Annotated in this window: 12 protein-coding genes; 4 read left to right on the top strand and 8 right to left on the bottom strand. The window is 45.3% G+C overall.

What is annotated here, in order from left to right:
- Positions 1 to 73: 73 nt before the first annotated feature.
- The 8 genes from DYADSP32_RS03235 to DYADSP32_RS03200 form a co-directional block, all read right to left on the bottom strand.
- Complete coding sequence (locus tag DYADSP32_RS03235; protein ID WP_149244058.1) at positions 74 to 913, bottom strand: sugar phosphate isomerase/epimerase family protein; 840 nt, start codon at positions 911 to 913, stop codon at positions 74 to 76.
- A 51-nt stretch (positions 914 to 964) separates the two neighbouring features.
- The gene (locus DYADSP32_RS03230; RefSeq protein WP_149244059.1) at positions 965 to 1,633 is read right to left on the bottom strand and encodes a class I SAM-dependent methyltransferase; all 669 of its coding nucleotides are present in this window, start codon (positions 1,631 to 1,633) and stop codon (positions 965 to 967) included.
- 147 nt (positions 1,634 to 1,780) lie between these two features.
- Positions 1,781 to 2,302, bottom strand: a complete 522-nt coding sequence (locus DYADSP32_RS03225) for a DinB family protein (protein ID WP_149244060.1) — start codon at positions 2,300 to 2,302, stop codon at positions 1,781 to 1,783.
- A 289-nt stretch (positions 2,303 to 2,591) separates the two neighbouring features.
- Positions 2,592 to 4,220: a glycosyltransferase family 39 protein gene (locus DYADSP32_RS03220; RefSeq protein WP_149244061.1), complete on the bottom strand. Its 1,629-nt coding sequence runs from the start codon at positions 4,218 to 4,220 to the stop codon at positions 2,592 to 2,594.
- Between the two features lie 268 nt (positions 4,221 to 4,488).
- Positions 4,489 to 5,985, bottom strand: coding sequence for a serine hydrolase (locus DYADSP32_RS03215; protein WP_149244062.1), 1,497 nt, complete (start codon positions 5,983 to 5,985; stop codon positions 4,489 to 4,491).
- Between the two features lies 1 nt (position 5,986).
- Positions 5,987 to 7,018 (bottom strand): class A beta-lactamase, encoded by a 1,032-nt coding sequence (gene bla / locus DYADSP32_RS03210; protein ID WP_149244063.1) that lies wholly within the window; start codon positions 7,016 to 7,018, stop codon positions 5,987 to 5,989.
- Between the two features lie 23 nt (positions 7,019 to 7,041).
- Positions 7,042 to 8,229, bottom strand: coding sequence for a cystathionine gamma-synthase family protein (locus tag DYADSP32_RS03205; RefSeq protein ID WP_149244064.1), 1,188 nt, complete (start codon positions 8,227 to 8,229; stop codon positions 7,042 to 7,044).
- Between the two features lie 481 nt (positions 8,230 to 8,710).
- A complete protein-coding gene (locus tag DYADSP32_RS03200) occupies positions 8,711 to 10,924 on the bottom strand; it encodes a hypothetical protein (RefSeq protein WP_149244065.1) in 2,214 nt (737 codons plus the stop codon).
- Positions 10,925 to 11,214: 290 nt separating this feature from the next.
- On the opposite strand from DYADSP32_RS03200, the gene DYADSP32_RS03195 reads away from it, so the two are divergent.
- From DYADSP32_RS03195 to DYADSP32_RS03180, 4 genes are all read left to right on the top strand, one after another.
- Entirely contained in the window at positions 11,215 to 14,790 is a 3,576-nt protein-coding gene (locus tag DYADSP32_RS03195) for a histidine kinase (RefSeq protein ID WP_149244066.1), read from the top strand.
- A 135-nt stretch (positions 14,791 to 14,925) separates the two neighbouring features.
- A complete protein-coding gene (locus DYADSP32_RS03190) occupies positions 14,926 to 15,291 on the top strand; it encodes a DUF3592 domain-containing protein (protein WP_149244067.1) in 366 nt (121 codons plus the stop codon).
- A gap of 480 nt (positions 15,292 to 15,771) precedes the next feature.
- Entirely contained in the window at positions 15,772 to 16,302 is a 531-nt protein-coding gene (locus DYADSP32_RS03185; RefSeq protein ID WP_149244068.1) for a gluconate 2-dehydrogenase subunit 3 family protein, read from the top strand.
- A gap of 46 nt (positions 16,303 to 16,348) precedes the next feature.
- Positions 16,349 to 18,064: a GMC family oxidoreductase gene (locus DYADSP32_RS03180; RefSeq protein ID WP_149244069.1), complete on the top strand. Its 1,716-nt coding sequence runs from the start codon at positions 16,349 to 16,351 to the stop codon at positions 18,062 to 18,064.
- Positions 18,065 to 18,172 lie beyond the last annotated feature (108 nt).

Genomic DNA, 18,172 nt, shown 5'->3' with positions numbered 1-18,172 from the left:
ACTTAAAGAAGTTAAATACTTGTCACATAAGCCAAGTTTAACAACTTAACTTCACTGAATCCTTCTCCCTAGATCATTTTCGAACCAATCCATTGTAGTAATGGATCGATTCAAGTACAGAGGGCAGATTGCTGGGCTTATTGACTACATCCTTTTCAATGTAGATATTTCCTTTGAAGCTCTGTTTTTTCAATTCTTCGAAAACGCCGGGAAAATCCACGACGCCGGTTCCCACGGTGACGTCCTTCAACTTCGGGTTGTTGAATGCGGCAATGTCTTTCAAGTGGATCGCGATGATATGACCTTTCAGTTTTTTGATTCCTTCCACCGGGTTCACCCCACTCTTTGGCCAATGCCCCAGATCGGCACATGCTCCAAAATTGGGATGCCCCTTGATGGCCGCTAATACCGAATCGGGATGCCAGTAGGCACTCACACCTTTCCAATGTTCATGGATGGCGACCTTCATTTTGTACACACCCGCGAGGCTGTCTATGCTATCCCACATCCGAACAGGAGGCTCAGCAGTCACGAATTTAACCCCCAGCTGCCTGGCTACTTCAAATTCCTTTTTCCATGATTCGACCGTATTGCCGCCACCGATGTAGATTGATTCTATCTTTATGTTTTTATCCGCAGCCAGCTTCTTGAGCTTGTTAATACCCGAGGGTGATAATTTCGACATCACAGAATCCTTCAACGCGGCACCTGTCTTATGAAATGTCATGGCTTCTGCAAATCGGATACCTGCGGAGTCGATATACTCCAGTGCTTCAGGAAATGAAACAGTGTGAAAAGTGTACATGGCAACCCCCAGCTTCCAGTCTTTTGCGGGGTTAACATGCTGTCCAATTACATGTTCCCGGCTTAGGAAGAAAACGATTGCTGCTGTAAGAAATAGTTGGAGTTTCATTCAAAATCAAATTATTACCAAAACCAAAAGGATCCGAAATATGCTTCCAGATCAGGATTTCACTGCTTTGATGATCAGTATATCCCTTTCAACGGTTTGACCCAGCATTCCGGTGGTGCTATCCACTTCCTCGCTCACGGAATCTATTACAAAACCTGCCTGTGTCAATACCTCAGTCGACGCAACCCGGTCATACAGCTGAAAGCCATATTGGGTAAATGGCAATTTTTCCATAAAACTTTTATCCGTGATCGTCATCACCAAAACGCCCCCAGGCTTAAGCACGCGATATATTTCAACCGGATACTTCACCGGATCCTTCCAGAAATACAGGGTATTTACCGTAAATATTTTGTCAAAAGTACCGTCTTCAAAAGGCAGATGTTCGCCGTCGGTAAGTTCGAATGAAGCCTGTTGCGATTTCACCAGCGCGCTGTTGATCCGTTCGGCTTCCTGGATCATTGTAGGAGCAATATCTACCCCCACATAATGCCCTGTCGTCAGCAGGTCAAATAGCAGATGTAGGTGAGCCGCATTGCCTGGTCCGATTTCAAGAATGTTGTCATGCTCAGAAACATCCATGACCTGAATGGTCCTGGCAGTCATGCCTCCATTGTTTTCTGCCATACGTTCGGCCGTGGCTATCCCACTGGGTCCGTCAGGCTTGCCCAGTTGCTGGGCTATTTGTTTCAGTTCGTCCGTGGACCATTCCTTTTCCATGATAGAAAATAACTGTGCTGCGTTAATGAGGTTAAATATCCAGGTGCAACTTAACAAACTTGTTTAAACTTTTTTCAAACAACAAAAAATAACTCCGGATTCATAGTTCTTCCGGAGTTACTCTGAAACATGAATAATTGATTCGAACTAATATCTATCCCAGAAAAACGGGGGCTCAATTCCCAGGGCACGCAGATAGACATATCCTTGTCCACGGTGATGAATTTCGTTATCTATCAAATACAAAAGTGTAGCGTAGTTTGTATTCTTGTAAAGGCCAAAAGCCATATCAACCTTCTCAAAATGATGTGGCTGAATCTGCGGCCATAGCGCATTAATGGTTTCCGTGGTGCTATCCCACAAAGTGAGTACCTCTTGTTTGGTTGCTGGGGCTGGGGAATGTCCGTTGGTACCGAATTCATTATCAGACGACCAGTCACCGGTTAAAATCCCCTTCATACTTGGCCTGGCCAGATCCAGCATTTCCATGACCAATCCCGCAAAGGGCCGCATTCCCCCGATTGAAAAACTATAAAATTCACTTTCGGGAAAAGCTTCGATCAATTTTCTGGTCAGGAGCCGATGGCCCTGCCAGTGCGCCAGTAGAGCGTCCGAAGGTATTACTGCAAAAGACTGTTCCGTTTCTTTCTCCATGATGTTCGTTTCCATAATTTCCAGGTTTATAATGTTTCTATTTGTTTTACATTACAAATGAAACATCAGCAGATGACAGCCCTATGTCAGCAGGTTTTCAGCGAAAGAAAATATTTTAAATAATTCAGTGTTGCTTTCTACCATCTGCTCTGCCTTGGCCAAAAAATATACATTTTAAAACCCGTCATGGCAAAGCGGCCGGTCACACGTCGAAACGAAGCTGAGCTTTGGATCACCGGCTTTGAGGAGCCAAAACCGGAACTTAACCCGAAATAACCAGATAAAGCCCGAGAATAAGTAATCCCTATTTCGACAGATGCCTGAGTTTGTATATTTCATACACGGGAGCACCGCATTGGTTTTTTATTACCTTTTGCAGATAAGCTTCCTGCCCTTTACTCCTGATCATGCGCTCGTATCTTCGAAAGGAGCTGTCATTGGTGACGATGTAATTTTTCCCAAAAACAGGTGTTTGTTTCATCACGTAGGTCACCAGGAGTACGCTGTCGGGATGAATCAGATCCTTCCGATGTTCATCGTACCAGGCATTCAAATGTGGCCTGCTGAATGTGACGTGATAAGGCTCGTAGTAAGATTTCTTTCCGCCTCCGGAAATCAACAGTGGAACATGTACACCCCACGACACCGATAGAATTTTATTTTCAGGCCGTTTGCGCGTATATTTTATCAGATCGGTCATCTGTGGTATAAATAACTCACCTGAAACACATGCTGTGTTTACTTTTTTGAAAAATTCGAATTGAACATACAAATTACAGAGTACCCACAGTCCCACCAGCGCTATCCATACCTTTCCCGGCCTTCGGTCGCCTTGGTTTGCCAGGAGATAAAATGTATTTACGAAGAATATCTGCAAAACCGGGTATAGCATAAAGGTATGCCATGCATTGGTGGCCTCGATCGTCAGTACGATCTCCATGAACATAATCAGCAGCAGCAATCCGGCCGCGGTATGAAAACTCCTGAAAGCAACTTTTCCTCTCAGGTACAAAAACACATTTGCCAGAACAGTTGCGGCAAGAAGCAGATTACCGAACATCTGAAGCCAGAAACCTCTGAGATCCCAGCCGAAAAGATAAAATATACGGGTGCTTAGAATGGAATACTTCAACATTTTCAGCTGAACCGTGAAGTAGTGTACAATTTCACTGATGGTATGCGGCGGCGGTGCGGGATGTAAACCCAAAAACTTAATGTAACCAATGTATGCTACGGCCAGCATCAAAAAACCAACAGAGTAGCGGCCGATTACCGTGTTAAAAAACTCCCTTATCGTCAGCTGACGGATCAGAAGCTTTTTAACATCTGACCAATACATCAAAAAAGCAACTCCGTAGAGGGCATTGATAAACCATAAAAAGTTTAATTTATTAAAAACACCCAAAATTAGCAACATACCTATAATCAAATACCTGCGAAGGTTTTCAGGCTTTCCGATCATCAGCAGCACCAGTAGCTTGATACAGGTCTCTATGGCAGAAGGCCCTTTGTCTAACCGGTGAAGGGTAATAAATGTAAGATCAACCGAGAGGAGCAAAAACGTTGCATAGGCGACGTACCCATTGAAGTATTTCCGGGTTATATTATAGGTGAGGTAAAGATTAAAAAACAGTAGCGCCACCATCGGAAGCCGTATGCTCCAGGGATCGGCTCCGAATATTTTGAAAACTGGAATGTACAGCCACGACTTCAAAGCGCCAATGTAACTGAACACAATAATAACCACATCGCCCCATTTCTTGTGCACAAAAGTGGCTCCATCCAGATCACCCAGCGCTGCGTTGGCAAATAAAAGCTCGTCGTAATCAAGACCAAAATAGTCGAGCTTGTAAACAGAAAGGAACAGTAATAGTAGTGCAGGAATTAAAAAGGCAAGAGTAGAAAGAAGTCTGCTCTTAAATATGAAGGACATGCCGTGACAGATAAATTGAGATAATTAGTCTAAACTTTAATGCCGAAGCTTGATTATTCAAAAAAGAACTGGCACTTCCGCAGAGATATGAGCACAAACATAGGAACAATTAAATGCCTGGCAAAAACCTAATGCAAACGGCTCATTGAAAAATCTTCCCTGCACCAGCGCTCAATATTTGAAAACCAGGCATCCGACACGTCTTGAAACTAACGGCTTATCACTTTCAACAGAGCCCCTAAAACTAATACAAAATAAGCACCAATTACTAATTACCAAGACGCCTGAACTCCATTCCGTTATACACGAGTGTTTCTACTTTACCCGAAATGCTGATAGTAAACATTGCCGTTCCCCGGGAAACCGACCGTTTGGAATACCGGCCATAAAAAGTATCGTAGTGCCAGTGCGGGAGGGTAACTTTAATTACTTCATTAATATTAAAGCTAAGCGCGTCACCATCCGCCAGCACTTCGGCCTGTCCGTACAAAGGACTGCTGTAATTGCCGGCATAAGCTCTCAGCTCGACTGATGGAGAGGTACCCGGTACCCGGTTTGCCTCAAAGGCCTGTCTCATGTGCTTACTCTCTTCTGAGAGGTTGGCGTATAAAGCTTTAAATTCGCTATTCCAGTCGCGTGTGCCCCCGAGAGCGAAGAAGTCAAAGGTTTTGTACATCAGCACATGCCGCACCTCCGCGTGATCAAAGTTGCCAAAAATGTAAACGCCCAGTTTTTCATCCGGAAGTTGTCCGGTTATCGCAGTCAGCCCGGACAAGCTCCCGGTATGGAAATTCACTTTATGCCCTTTGTAATCGTGCTGGTACCAGCCAAGACCATAAGTCATCCAGTTGGGCTTAAGTATTTTCATGGTAGGATATTCCTCCTCCGGAAAAAAGGTTTGCGGCTTGAATATTTCATTCCAGGTTTTCGGGGCCAATAATCTGCCTCCTCTGAATTTGCTACTATCCAGCATACAAATGACCCACTTGGCCATATCGTCGGCATTAGACCAAACCGCACCGGCAGATCCAATTTCACTATCCCTCCCGTAGTCGATAACCCTAATGGTATCGTCGATACTGTAATGGGGCCTCGTTATGTTTTCACTTTTCACAAACTTCCTTTTAGGCGCTGTTCCGCTCATGCCAAGGGGTGTAAATATCCTTTCCTGTATCACTTCCGACCAGAGCTTGCCGGTAATCTTTTCAATGATTCTTCCGGCAGCAGAATACATGATATTCTGATATTCAAATCCGGCCCGAAAAGGGTAAGAAGGTTTCACCATCACCATTCTTTTAAACATTTCACTGGCGGGTACATCCATAGCTCCGGTAAAAAAATCTGTACCTCCTATACCGGTATTGTGAATCAGCAGATCCCGGATCGCCAGTTCCCGGGTTACGTAAGGGTCTGGCAACTGTAGTTCGGGAAGGAATTTCTGAACTTTATCAGTCCACTTTATCTTACCCTCGTCTACCAGCATGCCCATCAAAGCAACCGTCATCGCTTTGGTGGTAGAAGCACAGGCAAATAGTGTTTTGGTATCTACCAGCTCCGGCTTGCCCAGTTCCCGCACCCCGTACCCTTTTTTGAAAATAACCTGTCCTCCCTTCACAACGGCTATGGACATGCCGGGCACCTTCCATTCTTTACGAACCTTTTCCACATAACTATCAAATTCCTGAATCTGCTCCCGGGAGATATTTTTCTGTCCGAAAGCAACCAAAGAAATTAGAAAAAGTATCGTCGTAAATGCCGGCTTCATGTTAACGGGAGATCGAAGGCTGGAACAGAAAGTAATCGTAAATGGAACGGGTAAGGTGGGCTATGGTCTGCTCCCGCTCAGCCAATGGTTGACTGGATTTACCTATAAAAACCGCAATAGCGATGTGACCGGCATTATCCGGAAGTGTAATAATCCCAACGTCATCCGTGGCATTGGCATCCAGCGAACCGGTTTTGTGCGCCACTACAGTCCCTGGCGGCAGGTAACCTTTTAGCCTCGCCAGACCTCCTCGGCAGCGCTCCATCACACCGAGTAGCAACGCCGTGCTTTCAGGATTCAGCGCTTTCCCACTGTGAATCTGACTAAGCAGGTTTACCATTGCTTCAGGCGTGGAAGTATCTCTGGGATCTGCCTGTAATTTCGCCTCGGCAGCTTTGACCATTTCGGATGTCTGCGATTTGAGTAACCGGTCGTAAAACCCAAGGCTCCATTCTCCGGGGGGCGGCAGAGTAACACCGTCCAGATCGGCCAGGAGCTCTATGATGGTACGGTCCACCGACATTCCCTGAATGCCCAACGCACTCAGCCTTGCCCGAACCGCAGATACCCCTCCTACCAGCCTGAGTAAAATGTCTGTTGCTGAATTATCGCTGATCACCATCATCAGTTCAAGCAAATTCTGAACGGAGAGTTGCACACCAGGCTTGGCAAACAGCACGTCAAGCGTTCCACTGCCCGGATGCAGGTCAGAGGGCTGCAAGTCCACCATGGTCATCAGTGAAAGCTCACCCTTTTCTATTTTAGTAAAAAGCGTAACGGCGATCGCCACCTTCACGGTGCTGGCCATTGGAAACGCTTCCCTGGGATTCAAATTTACCGTCTTGCCGGATTCAAGATGAACCGCGCTCACTCCTACCTTTCCCTTGGCAAGACCAGCAATACGTTCGAGTTCATTTTGCAGTCTACTGCCTGCCAGATCGTTGCCTGCATGAGGCTGTGCAATCAACACACCGGCATTCATGATCAGGCCAACTACCAGCAACACAAATTTGGGTACAATAGAGCAGTTCATAAATTGTTCGTTTTGAGTGAAAATCAAGGAATTATCGAAGAGAGTGCCTGATCAAGGTCTGCGATCAGATCTTCGACATTCTCAATGCCAACCGAATAGCGTATAAGACTTTCCGGAATCCCCAGCAAGGCTCTTTGTTCCTCGGTGAGTTCCACATGGCTTGTCGTGCGCGGTGGGCCGGCAAGTGTACTCACCGATCCAAGACTTGCCGCCAGATGCACCAGTTGAAGTTTTGGCAAAAATGCTTTTACCATATCATAGTTACCCTTTAATGCGAAACTCATTACACCTCCAAATCCCGACATTTGACTTCTGGCAATATCATGACCCGGATGACTTTTCAGGCCAGGGTAAAAAACATTCTCAATTGCAGGATGAGCCATCAGATGTTTTGCAATTTTCAACGCTGATGCATTTTGTCGCTCGATCCGAAGTTCAAGGGTTTTCATGCCCCGGAGTATCATATATGCAGGATCGGCCTGGAGACTGGCCCCGTTTATTTCCCTGAATTGGTACACCTTCTTCACCAACTCCACATTTCCACAGAGAAGCCCTCCCATGGCATCGGAATGCCCGCAAAGGAATTTTGTCGCACTGTGAATCACCAGGTCGGCCCCGAGTGACAAGGGATTTTGATTGATGGGTGTTGCAAAAGTATTATCCACCACCACCACAGCACCAACCTGATGGGCAGCCAGCGACAGACGCGTGATATCCACCACTTTGAGTGTGGGATTTGTAGGTGTTTCAAGGTAAACAACATCACATCCTTTTGCAATTTCAGCTTCAATTTCCTCATGATTGGTGGTTTCACAAAGCGTCACCTTGATACCGTAAGCGGGTAGAAAGTCCAGAAACAGCCGGCTGGCACCACCGTATGTATCCTTGATGGATACAACTCTTTTGCCTGGCCCGAGTAGGGAGAACAGTGTGTTGCTGATCGCACCCATACCTGTGGCAAACGAAGTTGCGGCTTCGGCACCCTCCAGCAACCTGATTTTTTCTTCCAGTACATGCACAGTAGGATTGGTATTCCGACTATAAATGTGGCCTTCTGATTTTCCTGTGGCTACGGCGTACCATTCATCGAGATCTTCGTAGGCAAAGGCTACACTGTTCACAATCGGCGCAGTGGTTGCCCCACTTAAAAATCTTCCGGTTTCTCCAGCCCATACCGAGGCCGTGCCCTTTTTTAATTTTGATTCACTCATTGATTCAGGAATTGTAATTGATATGTTCTTAGTTGTGCCAATTTCAAAATGTTCAATAACCGGTTTCATTATTCAACCAGCTAAATGTATGAAAAACCGGCCTATTGAATTCAGCTATTTTCTAAACCTCACTGAAAGTCTGCTACGGAATCTGCAAAACGAGCGGGTAACCCCATCCCATTGTTATTCAAACTGGCAAATTTTAAGGGCAAAGAATGAACTTCTTAAGAACACGTAATTTAGTAAACGCACATGTACTTCCCATCATAAACTTTGATAGTTGCATATTAAACGATATAAAGTAACAGTCCATGCCATCCATTGAAGCATAACACCCCTTAAAGACACCCACAATCGGTCCAAAATGTACTCCCTAGCACTGGTTTAATTCTAAATCCCAACGAAGATCTGGTCTTCATCGAAGCGGCGACCCCGTCTTCATTCTCCATTCTCAATTCTCAATCGCAACTGCAACCCGGTCTCAATTTTTAATCACCCCTAAAAACCTGCCCATCCAATAAGGAAGCAAAAAGCTATCGCCTGCGCTCAGCTCGCTGGTCCCGTTCGATTCTCGATCCAGCTTAAATAAGTTTCGGTTGTGTTTCAGCTCAGGCCGCTCGTCGGGAGGAAGTACTTCTTTGGTTGTTTGCCCACGGAAATTAGGTGCGACCATTTCAATATCCTTTCTGTGACTGTTGCTGACCTGCCATTCAATCATATCCAGCGGAAATTCCTTCAGATACCAGATTGTTTCGTCAAAATCAAAGTCTTTGGCACCCGTCATCCGGTAACAAAGATTCCAGAGTCCGTTTTTTTCCGGTCGTTCCAGCTCCCAGTGTTGTTGAATGGCAGTTCGGTATTGCTCTTTCAACTTGGCATCGAAAGCGTATGGGTAAAGACACCAGTAAGCCAGGAAGTACATTTCATCATCCGAATGATTCCACCCCTCCGAGAGCATTTTGGCCCAATCGTCCGCACCCTGCTCCACTTTACCAATTTCCGACATAGGCCGAAGTAGATTTTCCAGATACCCATGCCTGGTCATGAGCTCATAGGCTTTCTGTTTGTAAATTTCCTTACCCGTAAAATGATAAGCGGCCTGTAAAAACCCGATGATGTTGGACGAATTCAATTTCCTGTCACCAACGTTTTTTGGAAATCCATTAACATATTGAGGATTCCATTTACCCCACAGGGTAGGTTTACCATCATAATCGATCAGGTACCAGTCGTTCTCGGTAATATTGGTCATGAGCTTGTCCATAAGGTTAATGGCTCTTTTCTTTACCTCTCCATCCATGTGTTCGGCCAGCAAGGTGAGCGTGAACATCTGCCCGACCGTCTGGTCACTGCTCGTGGTTCCTTTCCAGTCCCACTCTTCATCCTGGGCATGCACCCACCCGTTGTTCATGCCACTCGTCCACTGTGGATCAGAAAGTTTGTGATAGCCTCTTCTTTCAAATCCTCTCGCGAAATATCCCTTCATTCCGGTAATATCAAACAACCTTTCCATGGCTTCAAAGGACTCCAGACAGTTAGCCAATGCCTCTTTACTACCAGTTACTTTGTAGCGAAACAGCTGACTAACCAGGTACATGGACGTCCATAAATTGTCACTTTCCCGCACACCCATTTCAAAGGTTGATAAATCTCCATTTTTCAACGAAGAAACATCACAGTTGAATCCGTGTCGGATGTGCCTGAGCCGTACCTGTTTTTCATAAATAAGCGCCTTTTGTTCCAGAGTCATCGGGTCAAACCGGATATCGCCCAAGCCTCTGTTGGTGAGCACAAGTACATTATTCTCTGAACCTGCAACGATTTTCAATACCCGGTTTCCCGGTAACCACCGATCACCAAAATAGTAATTAAACTTGCCATCATCACGTAACATAAATGCTCCCTGCTCCGTCCCAAACCAAAGCTTTCCGTTTATTGAACTGACCGTCTGAACACTCGTAACAGGCAACTTGCTATTCAATGGGCTGATATATTTAAACCGCCGGGAGTCCACTACGAAATAACCGGTGGTAGTGCCGACAAAAATTTTTCCGTTGGCCACGTCAAAGCAGTTCATGTTTTTTCCTTCAAAAACCGTTTTTAGTAACTTGTCCTGCATGGAAAGCGTTAGAATTTTACTCTTGCATAAAATCAAAAATTGATTTTCCTCCGCATCAAAACGGATATCCAACGCGGTGTCTTCTCCGAGCTTTGCTTCCAGTAAAAGGTCAGCCATGCGGTAAAATTTCACATCTTTACCGTTAGAAATAACAGCGTTAAAATCTTTTCCAGTGCACATTATCTTCGCGTCAGGCATATGATGCCTCACAAGCCATTTACCTGCAAAGGCGTTGCTGAATAATTTCAGACTATCCAGGTACACAAACTGATTTTCATACAACCCAATCGCACGAAGGGATTTTTCGGAAAGCGGCTTGTATCCAAGATCGGGTTGGAGGGTGCCCGGAAACTGAAATGCTCCTGAATGAGGTCGCAAAACTCCCTTTGAGGCCAGGACCGTGACTATCCCATTCCTGTCAGAACCAAGATCCGATACGGATACGGAGGTGTCCGGCAAATAATATTTTATGCTGTAATCCTGCAAATAGGCCTTGTCCTGGTAAACAGTTGATTGAGCAATTGCGTCATATAAAGCCAGGCACGTTAGTAGAAGCAGTAAAGTGTTTTTTTTCATTGAATTTAAAATGATTGCTGGCTAATATACAGGGCGGTACTGAATTGAGGCTATTCCGGCAAATAACCTGAAAACCGGTAGATAACTTGTGTATGGTTATTTCGTCCAAATCATATAATTTGTGCTATTTGCATTATTTGGTAAAATGCACCTACACTTCATCGTCCAAAATTACATTTCTGAGACGCCTGTACCATAATCCTGATCTGCACCAAAATGACACTTCATGCCCCTTCGCCAACACAAGGAAATTGATGCTTACAACCCACATAAACCAAGAATCAGGAAGTATGCGTAGTTATCTTTTGATATTGTTTCTTTTCGTTTTGATGCCCGCGGTCACATCGGCCCAGTTCATTTTCCAGAATCTTAAATTTCAGGATGGGTTAAGCGAAAAAGAGGTACGATGTCTTTACAAAGATCCGGATGGCTATTTGTGGATTGGGGCGTCTAATGGCCTCAATCGCTTCGACGGTGCCATTATCCGTCAGTACCCGTCTGCTGTCGGGACCAAAAAACTGTATATCAACGCCATTCACCCAATCAAGAATGAGAACTACCTCTTAATTGGCACTAAGGAAGGGATCAGGATTTTCAACAAAACCAATGGGTCGTTTATCCGCGATAAGCGCTTTTCTCTACTTGATAAAGAAACGGTCGAAGTGATCAAAATGGATGACCAAAAAAGGTTCTGGATTGTCTGTACCTCTAAAATATTCATTTTTCACGAGGGGCGACTTTTTCCAGCTGCCGCATTGATCCCCTCATTAAAAACAGTCCAAAATCCCGCTTTCTACTTCAACGGTTTTGTATGGGACCGCCTGCGACGGGGCTTCTGGGTAGGCGGAGAAAAAACCTATTTCATTGATTGCGAGAATGAAAAGGTTTTCAGCAAAGAAAACAATCCGCGTGCTTACCCGTATTTGAACAGCACAAGGGTAGAAGCCATCGTTCTTGACAAGAGCTTCAATTTATGGTATGGGTGCAATCAGGATCAGACACTTCATTTCTGGGACCATAAACTGGGGACGGATTCTGTAGAAAACCATGCAGACGGGAAAAAAGCGTATGATGGTTACAACTGTCTGTTTATAGATCAATTAGGGCGTCTGTGGATCTCTACCTGGGGATTTAGCGCTTATATGAAAGAGCCCGGAAAACCCATCGTAAGAATCCCATACAGCCAATCTCAAAACTATTCCATCGCGTATGGCCATTTCAGAGATGCCATTCAGGATACGGAAAGTAATGTCTGGCTTGGAACCATCAACGGTGTGAGCAAAAGCCAGTCCAATTCCCCAATCACCGAAATATTTCATATACCCAGCTTTAAATCGATGTTTGAGACTGGATTTGCTCATGCCAATTCAATTGCCGTTGATGGTAACCTGATCATGGCTTGTAAGGAGGAAGGCGTAGTCGCCTACGACATGAGCAACAGAAAATACAAACGTTACACAGCCACACAAGGTAAGGATCTGATAAAAAACAGATTTACTAATGCAACAAAATCAAAGGACCAATGGTGGTTTTCCGGAAATGACGGTGTTTATTATCTGGACAACAAACTGGATCGACTGGTGCGGTTCGAGAAAATAAAGAAAAACCATGGATCAAGATTTGCAACTTTTGTCATTACCGACCACAAAGGAAATGTATGGTTTCACATTTGGAGCGACGCCATTTATCGCTACAATGTGGATTCCGGGATCTGTGACAGGTTCGACGGCACTGATAAAAAATATGGCTTGTTCAATTACCGGCGGGTACAAAGCGCGCTGAAACTTCGTAACAATGATCTGGTGTTTACAATTAACCGTGAGGGAATATTGAAATTTGATGCCGTGACCGAACAGTTTACGGTGCAACCCGTCACGGATCCAGCCAACTTCTATGTCACACATCTTGCACAGGATAAAAACAATGATCTGTGGGCCGCAGTGTACGACAGAGGACTGCTGAAATTTAACAGCCACGGGCAGATTACTGATAGCATGACCACCAGTACAGGCTTATCCCTCGATGAGATTAATCACATCGATATCGATGATAAAGGCACACTCTGGGCTTCCAGCCGGGTGGGTCTTGAATTTATCGATCCCGGTACACGAAAAGAAACGCGGGTGCAGATCGATTTGGGAAAAACGTTACAGGATTACTGGAATTACCTTAAATACTTCGAAGGTAAAATTTATGCCGTAATGCTGGATCATGTGGTGGTAATCGATCCGTCACAGTTTCAGTCCATCCCCGTAAAAAAGCCTCCTCATATTACCTCCATACGGGTGTTCCAGAACGAAAAAAGGCAAAATCTAGTCAATGGAGAATTACAACTGGAAGCCAACGAAGATTACATTACCTTCCAGTTTGCTTCGCTAAATCATAGAGACGTACCGTCGTTACAATATAGCTATCAGCTCGACGGCATTGATCCAACCTGGGTTAATGCCGGGCGTACCCTTACCGCCTCTTACAACCAGTTGCCGCACGGCCGTTATAAGTTCAGGGTAAGAACCACAGATGAGCATGGCAGATGGATGAAAAAGGCAACCGTGATGAAACTTTATGTGGAGCCGCATTGGTGGCAAAGCTGGTGGGCTATCGCTTTTTATACCTTACTTGTTCTTACATTTTCCTTAGCCAGTTATCAAAGCTACATGGCCAAAAAGCGAAAGATCGTTCTGGACAACACCATCGATTATTTTGCCAATTCCGTCTATGGCGAGAATTCTGTCAGCGAAATATGCTGGGACATAGCGCGAAACTGCATTTCTCAATTGCGTTTCGAGGACTGTGTGGTGTACTTGCTGGATAAAGAACGAAATATAATGACCCAGCGGGCAACCTACGGCCCCAAGAATCCCAAAGGGCATGAAATAAGTAACCCCATCGAAATTGAACCCGGCAAGGGAATAGTGGGAACCGTAGCCCTTACTGGCAAAGCACTTATCATCAAAGACACCTCGGCAGATCCCCGGTATATTGTGGATGATGAGGTAAGACTTTCCGAAATCGCTGTCCCGATCTTACACGAAGGAAAAGTCATCGGAGTGATCGACTCCGAGCATCGGAAAAAAGACTTTTTCACCGAAGAGCACCTTCGCGTGCTTTCTACGATTGCCTCCATAAGTGCCAACAAAATTGCCGAAGCGATCGCCGAGGCCCAGGCTCAGGAAAAAGAAATGAAGCTCCTGGAAATAAACAAGATGCTTGCCGAGAGCCAGCTGATGGCGCTGAGAGCTCAAATGAACCCACACTTTGTATTCAACTGCCTCAATAGCATTCAGGAATGCATCGTTACAGAAAAGTATGCCGAAGCCAGTAAATATCTGATCAAGTTTTCAAAATTGTTCAGGATGGTATTGAACAATTCAGGTAAAAACCTCATTACCATTCGGGAAGAATATGAGGTGCTGGATCTGTATCTGCAGCTGGAACAGATGCGTTTTGACCGAAGCTTTACATATAAGATTATCATTGATGACGAACTGGAGCCAGACGAAATTATGGTTCCGTCGATGCTCATGCAGCCGTATGTGGAGAATGCACTCTGGCACGGTCTGATGCACTCTACCTCTGAACGAACCCTGACGGTAGAGTTTCGCCTGGTTCATGACGAGATGCTACAATGCAGAATAGATGACAGTGGCATAGGCAGAAAAAAATCCTTTGAACTTAAAAAAAACAACAGTAAAACCAAAAGGCACGAATCCAAAGGGCTGCTGATTTCTCAGGAAAGACTTGCTGTACTTACACGGCAGGGACAGCACGCCGAGGTAAAAATGATCGATAAGTATGACCAAAACGATAATCCCACCGGCACACTGGTCATCATAGAACTATCCACCATGTTACAAAATCACTAAACGGGAAGAAACCGGAATGCCGTTGGCTCAATGAGGAATCCATTGGCTTGTCCAATTGAGCCGTTCAATCATTTAATTTGGTAAGACTACCCGCTACCCCGTTTATTTGTATCAGCAATCTTAACCAAGCCTGAAATGACTCTACTATTTATTGAAAGGGAACTCGGCGTAACGATCATACTCATCGCACTTTGCATCTTCACGCTTGTAACCTCCATAATCAAAAAAATGGAAACCAAGAGGCATACCAAAATACTGAATCACGGCGTGGAATCCGAAGCTACTGTACTCGCCATAGGACCCACAGGATCCTACATCAACAATCTACCTCAGCTAAAAGTACAAATGCAGGTGGAACCGAGCAAGGGAAGAAACTTCGTTACTGAAGTGAAGCAGGCCGTTCCTCAGGTAGATTTTAATTTATTACATTCCGGAACACGTATCGTTGTCAAATATCATCCTGCACATCCCAAGCAAGTCATCCTGTTACGCACCATTTAGCACATCCCTTTGATCTTTCTGCTGATGCCATCAGGGCTTGCCGTTCTAGGAGTGTGTCGGAGTTAAGCTATTTTTTTAAGGTTTTGATTGAGATTATCATAATATAATGGGTGATTAAGTCAAGTATTGTCAGGAAATGGCCATTCAATTGTAAAATTGGCAAAGATTTTGACTTGAAAATCTAAGTCCGACAGGCACCTAGCCATGAATTCACTGATACCGTAGGCAATAGTCCTCCCAAAAAAAACAGAGCGGACAAATTACCCTTCCAGCAATCCCTCTGCGAAATCAACGCCAACATTCTGTTAACGATCGTTAATAAAGCTGCTCAGTCGTGCGCCTTCACTTTCTTTGTAAAGTTTAGGAGGTTTTATATGTAATATCCAATAGAAATAGTAGTTTCTGTCGGGACTTTTCTTGTTTATATAGTCTATTACATAGCAACCCAGCATAATCATTTGATACTTTAACAATTTGCACATGAACCGTAGAGACGTCCTGGAAAAGATTACCCTCATGATGGGTGGTGTACTGGCTGCACCGCTGATGGCCGGAGCAATGGGGGAAAAACTAAATTTTGGATCTTCAGTTAATTATACGCCTGAACAGGAAGCCTTGCTTGCAGACGTGGCGGATGTGATCATACCCACCACGGGCACGCCCGGTGCAAAAGCCGCCGGCGTTGAGAAATTCATAACCCGTGTTGTGCGGGACTGTTACCAGATAGACGAACAAAAGAAATTCTATGACGGGCTGGCATTACTGAACAAAGACAGCAACGATACCTATGGCAAATCCTTTTCGGCGCTCGATACAAAACAGAAGAATGAAATTGTAAAAAGAGCTACGACGTCCAACAAGCCTTTTTTTGTACAAATGAAAGGATTGACCGTTACGGGATATTTTACATCGGAAATCGGGGCCACACAGGCGCTGGATTACCTTCCAATACCCGGAAGATTCGACGGTTCATGGCCAATGCCGAAGGGACAGAAAAGCTGGGCTTTATAAAAACCGTCAGCAAACCAAATCACCTGAACACAAATATTAAAATAGAATGGCGAATTTAAATATTGATGCGGTAAAAGATATTTCCTACGACGCAATCGTTATCGGATCGGGCGTATCGGGCGGCTGGGCGGCCAAAGAACTCACTGCCAAAGGAATGAAGGTTTTGATGCTGGAAAAAGGCAAAAACCTTGAACACGTAACCGGTTACGAAAACGCGCTTAAAGCTCCCTGGGAAAGTGAATACAATGGCCGTCTGACGGTGAAGCAAAAGGAGACACATCCATTTCTTTCACGCGATTACCCTTACAACGAAATGACGGAGAAATACTGGATGAACGATTCGGATTCTCCCTACGAGGAAAAGAAACGGTTCGACTGGTTTAGGCCAAACATCGTGGGTGGCAAATCGATCATGTGGGGACGTCAGTCCTACCGCTGGAGCGACCTGGACTTTGAAGCAAATTTAAAAGATGGCATTGCAGTGGACTGGCCTATCCGCTATAAAGACATTGCACCCTGGTATTCGTATGTTGAGAAGCACGTGGGCATATCGGGCGAAAAACTGGGCCTTCCACAGCTCCCGGACAGCGATTTTATCCCTCCCATGGAAATGTACTTCGTGGAAAAGGAAGTGCGAAAAAGACTGGAGAAGCAGTTTCCCGGCCGCACCATGACGATAGGCCGGGTTGCTAACCTGTCGCAGCCCACCAAAATTCAGCTGGAAGGTGGTCGCGGCCCATGCCAGTATCGAAATAAGTGTTCGTTGGGTTGTCCTTATGGCGCATATTTCAGCACCCAATCCAGTACCTTACCGCCAGCCATTAAAACAGGCCTGCTCACGCTGCGTCCCGATTCCGTGGTCAGGGAGATTGTTTATGACGACAAAACAAAAAAAGCTACGGGTGTAAGGGTGACCGATTCGGTCACTTTGCAGGAAAGAGAATACCATGCGAAGATCATTTTCGTTTGTGCCAGTGCAATCGGCTCAACGCTTGTGCTGTTGAATTCAACTTCCAACCGCTTTCCAAACGGCCTAGGCAATGATTCTGGTGAACTGGGACACAACCTGATGGATCACCATTTCCGTACCGGAGCAAGTGGTACCTGGGAAGGGGATCTGGACAAATACTATTTTGGTCGGCGTGCCAATGGTATTTATGTGCCCCGTTATCAAAACATTGGCAACGACAAACGGGATTATATCCGGGGTTTCGGCTACCAGGGAGGCGGTGGTCGCCAGGGTTGGCAGCGCAACATCGCGGAACTTGCATTTGGTGCCGATTTCAAGGAGGAACTCACCACACCCGGCAACTGGACAATGGGCTTTGGCGGTTTTGGTGAGACCCTACCTTACCACGAAAACCGGATGTATCTCAATAAAGACAGAAAGGACAAATGGGGTATGCCTACCGTTGTTTTTGACGCCGATCTTCGCGAAAATGAGAAAAAAATGCGCATGGATATGAAGAATGACGCCGCCGAAATGCTGGAAAAATCAGGTCTGAAAAACGTCAGAACGTATGACAACGGCTCTTACCTGGGTATGGCCATTCACGAAATGGGTACCGCGCGTATGGGGCGTGACCCAAAAACTTCCGTGCTAAATGCAAATAACCAGCTCCACGCGGTGAAAAACGTATTTGTAACAGACGGAGCCGCCATGACATCGGCGTCGTGTGTGAACCCGTCGCTCACTTACATGGCGCTAACCGCCCGGGCGGTAGATTTCGCAGTGAAGGAATCGAAGAAGAAAAATTTGTAAGACTTTCCGTGTGAGAAAGGAGATGTAAAAAGTAAAATGTATGTAGAGCCGGTTACAGCGATGTGACCGGCTTTTTTTTGCCAGTACGAAAGACAATGGTAAGAAAGA

The organism is Dyadobacter sp. 32, assembly GCF_902506755.1.
In the GTDB taxonomy this organism is placed as follows: Bacteria; Bacteroidota; Bacteroidia; order Cytophagales; family Spirosomataceae; genus Dyadobacter.
This window is presented reverse-complemented; position numbering and strand designations above follow the sequence as displayed.

Coding starts and splice junctions, on each gene's coding strand:
- DYADSP32_RS03215 (WP_149244062.1), bottom strand. CDS start 5,985: ATGAAGCCGGCATTTACGACGATACTTTTTCTAATTTCTTTGGTTGCT.
- DYADSP32_RS03205 (WP_149244064.1), bottom strand. CDS start 8,229: ATGAGTGAATCAAAATTAAAAAAGGGCACGGCCTCGGTATGGGCTGGA.
- DYADSP32_RS03220 (WP_149244061.1), bottom strand. CDS start 4,220: ATGTCCTTCATATTTAAGAGCAGACTTCTTTCTACTCTTGCCTTTTTA.
- DYADSP32_RS03185 (WP_149244068.1), top strand. CDS start 15,772: ATGAACCGTAGAGACGTCCTGGAAAAGATTACCCTCATGATGGGTGGT.
- DYADSP32_RS03225 (WP_149244060.1), bottom strand. CDS start 2,302: ATGGAAACGAACATCATGGAGAAAGAAACGGAACAGTCTTTTGCAGTA.
- DYADSP32_RS03180 (WP_149244069.1), top strand. CDS start 16,349: ATGGCGAATTTAAATATTGATGCGGTAAAAGATATTTCCTACGACGCA.
- DYADSP32_RS03230 (WP_149244059.1), bottom strand. CDS start 1,633: ATGGAAAAGGAATGGTCCACGGACGAACTGAAACAAATAGCCCAGCAA.
- DYADSP32_RS03235 (WP_149244058.1), bottom strand. CDS start 913: ATGAAACTCCAACTATTTCTTACAGCAGCAATCGTTTTCTTCCTAAGC.
- bla (WP_149244063.1), bottom strand. CDS start 7,018: ATGAACTGCTCTATTGTACCCAAATTTGTGTTGCTGGTAGTTGGCCTG.
- DYADSP32_RS03190 (WP_149244067.1), top strand. CDS start 14,926: ATGACTCTACTATTTATTGAAAGGGAACTCGGCGTAACGATCATACTC.
- DYADSP32_RS03200 (WP_149244065.1), bottom strand. CDS start 10,924: ATGAAAAAAAACACTTTACTGCTTCTACTAACGTGCCTGGCTTTATAT.
- DYADSP32_RS03195 (WP_149244066.1), top strand. CDS start 11,215: ATGCGTAGTTATCTTTTGATATTGTTTCTTTTCGTTTTGATGCCCGCG.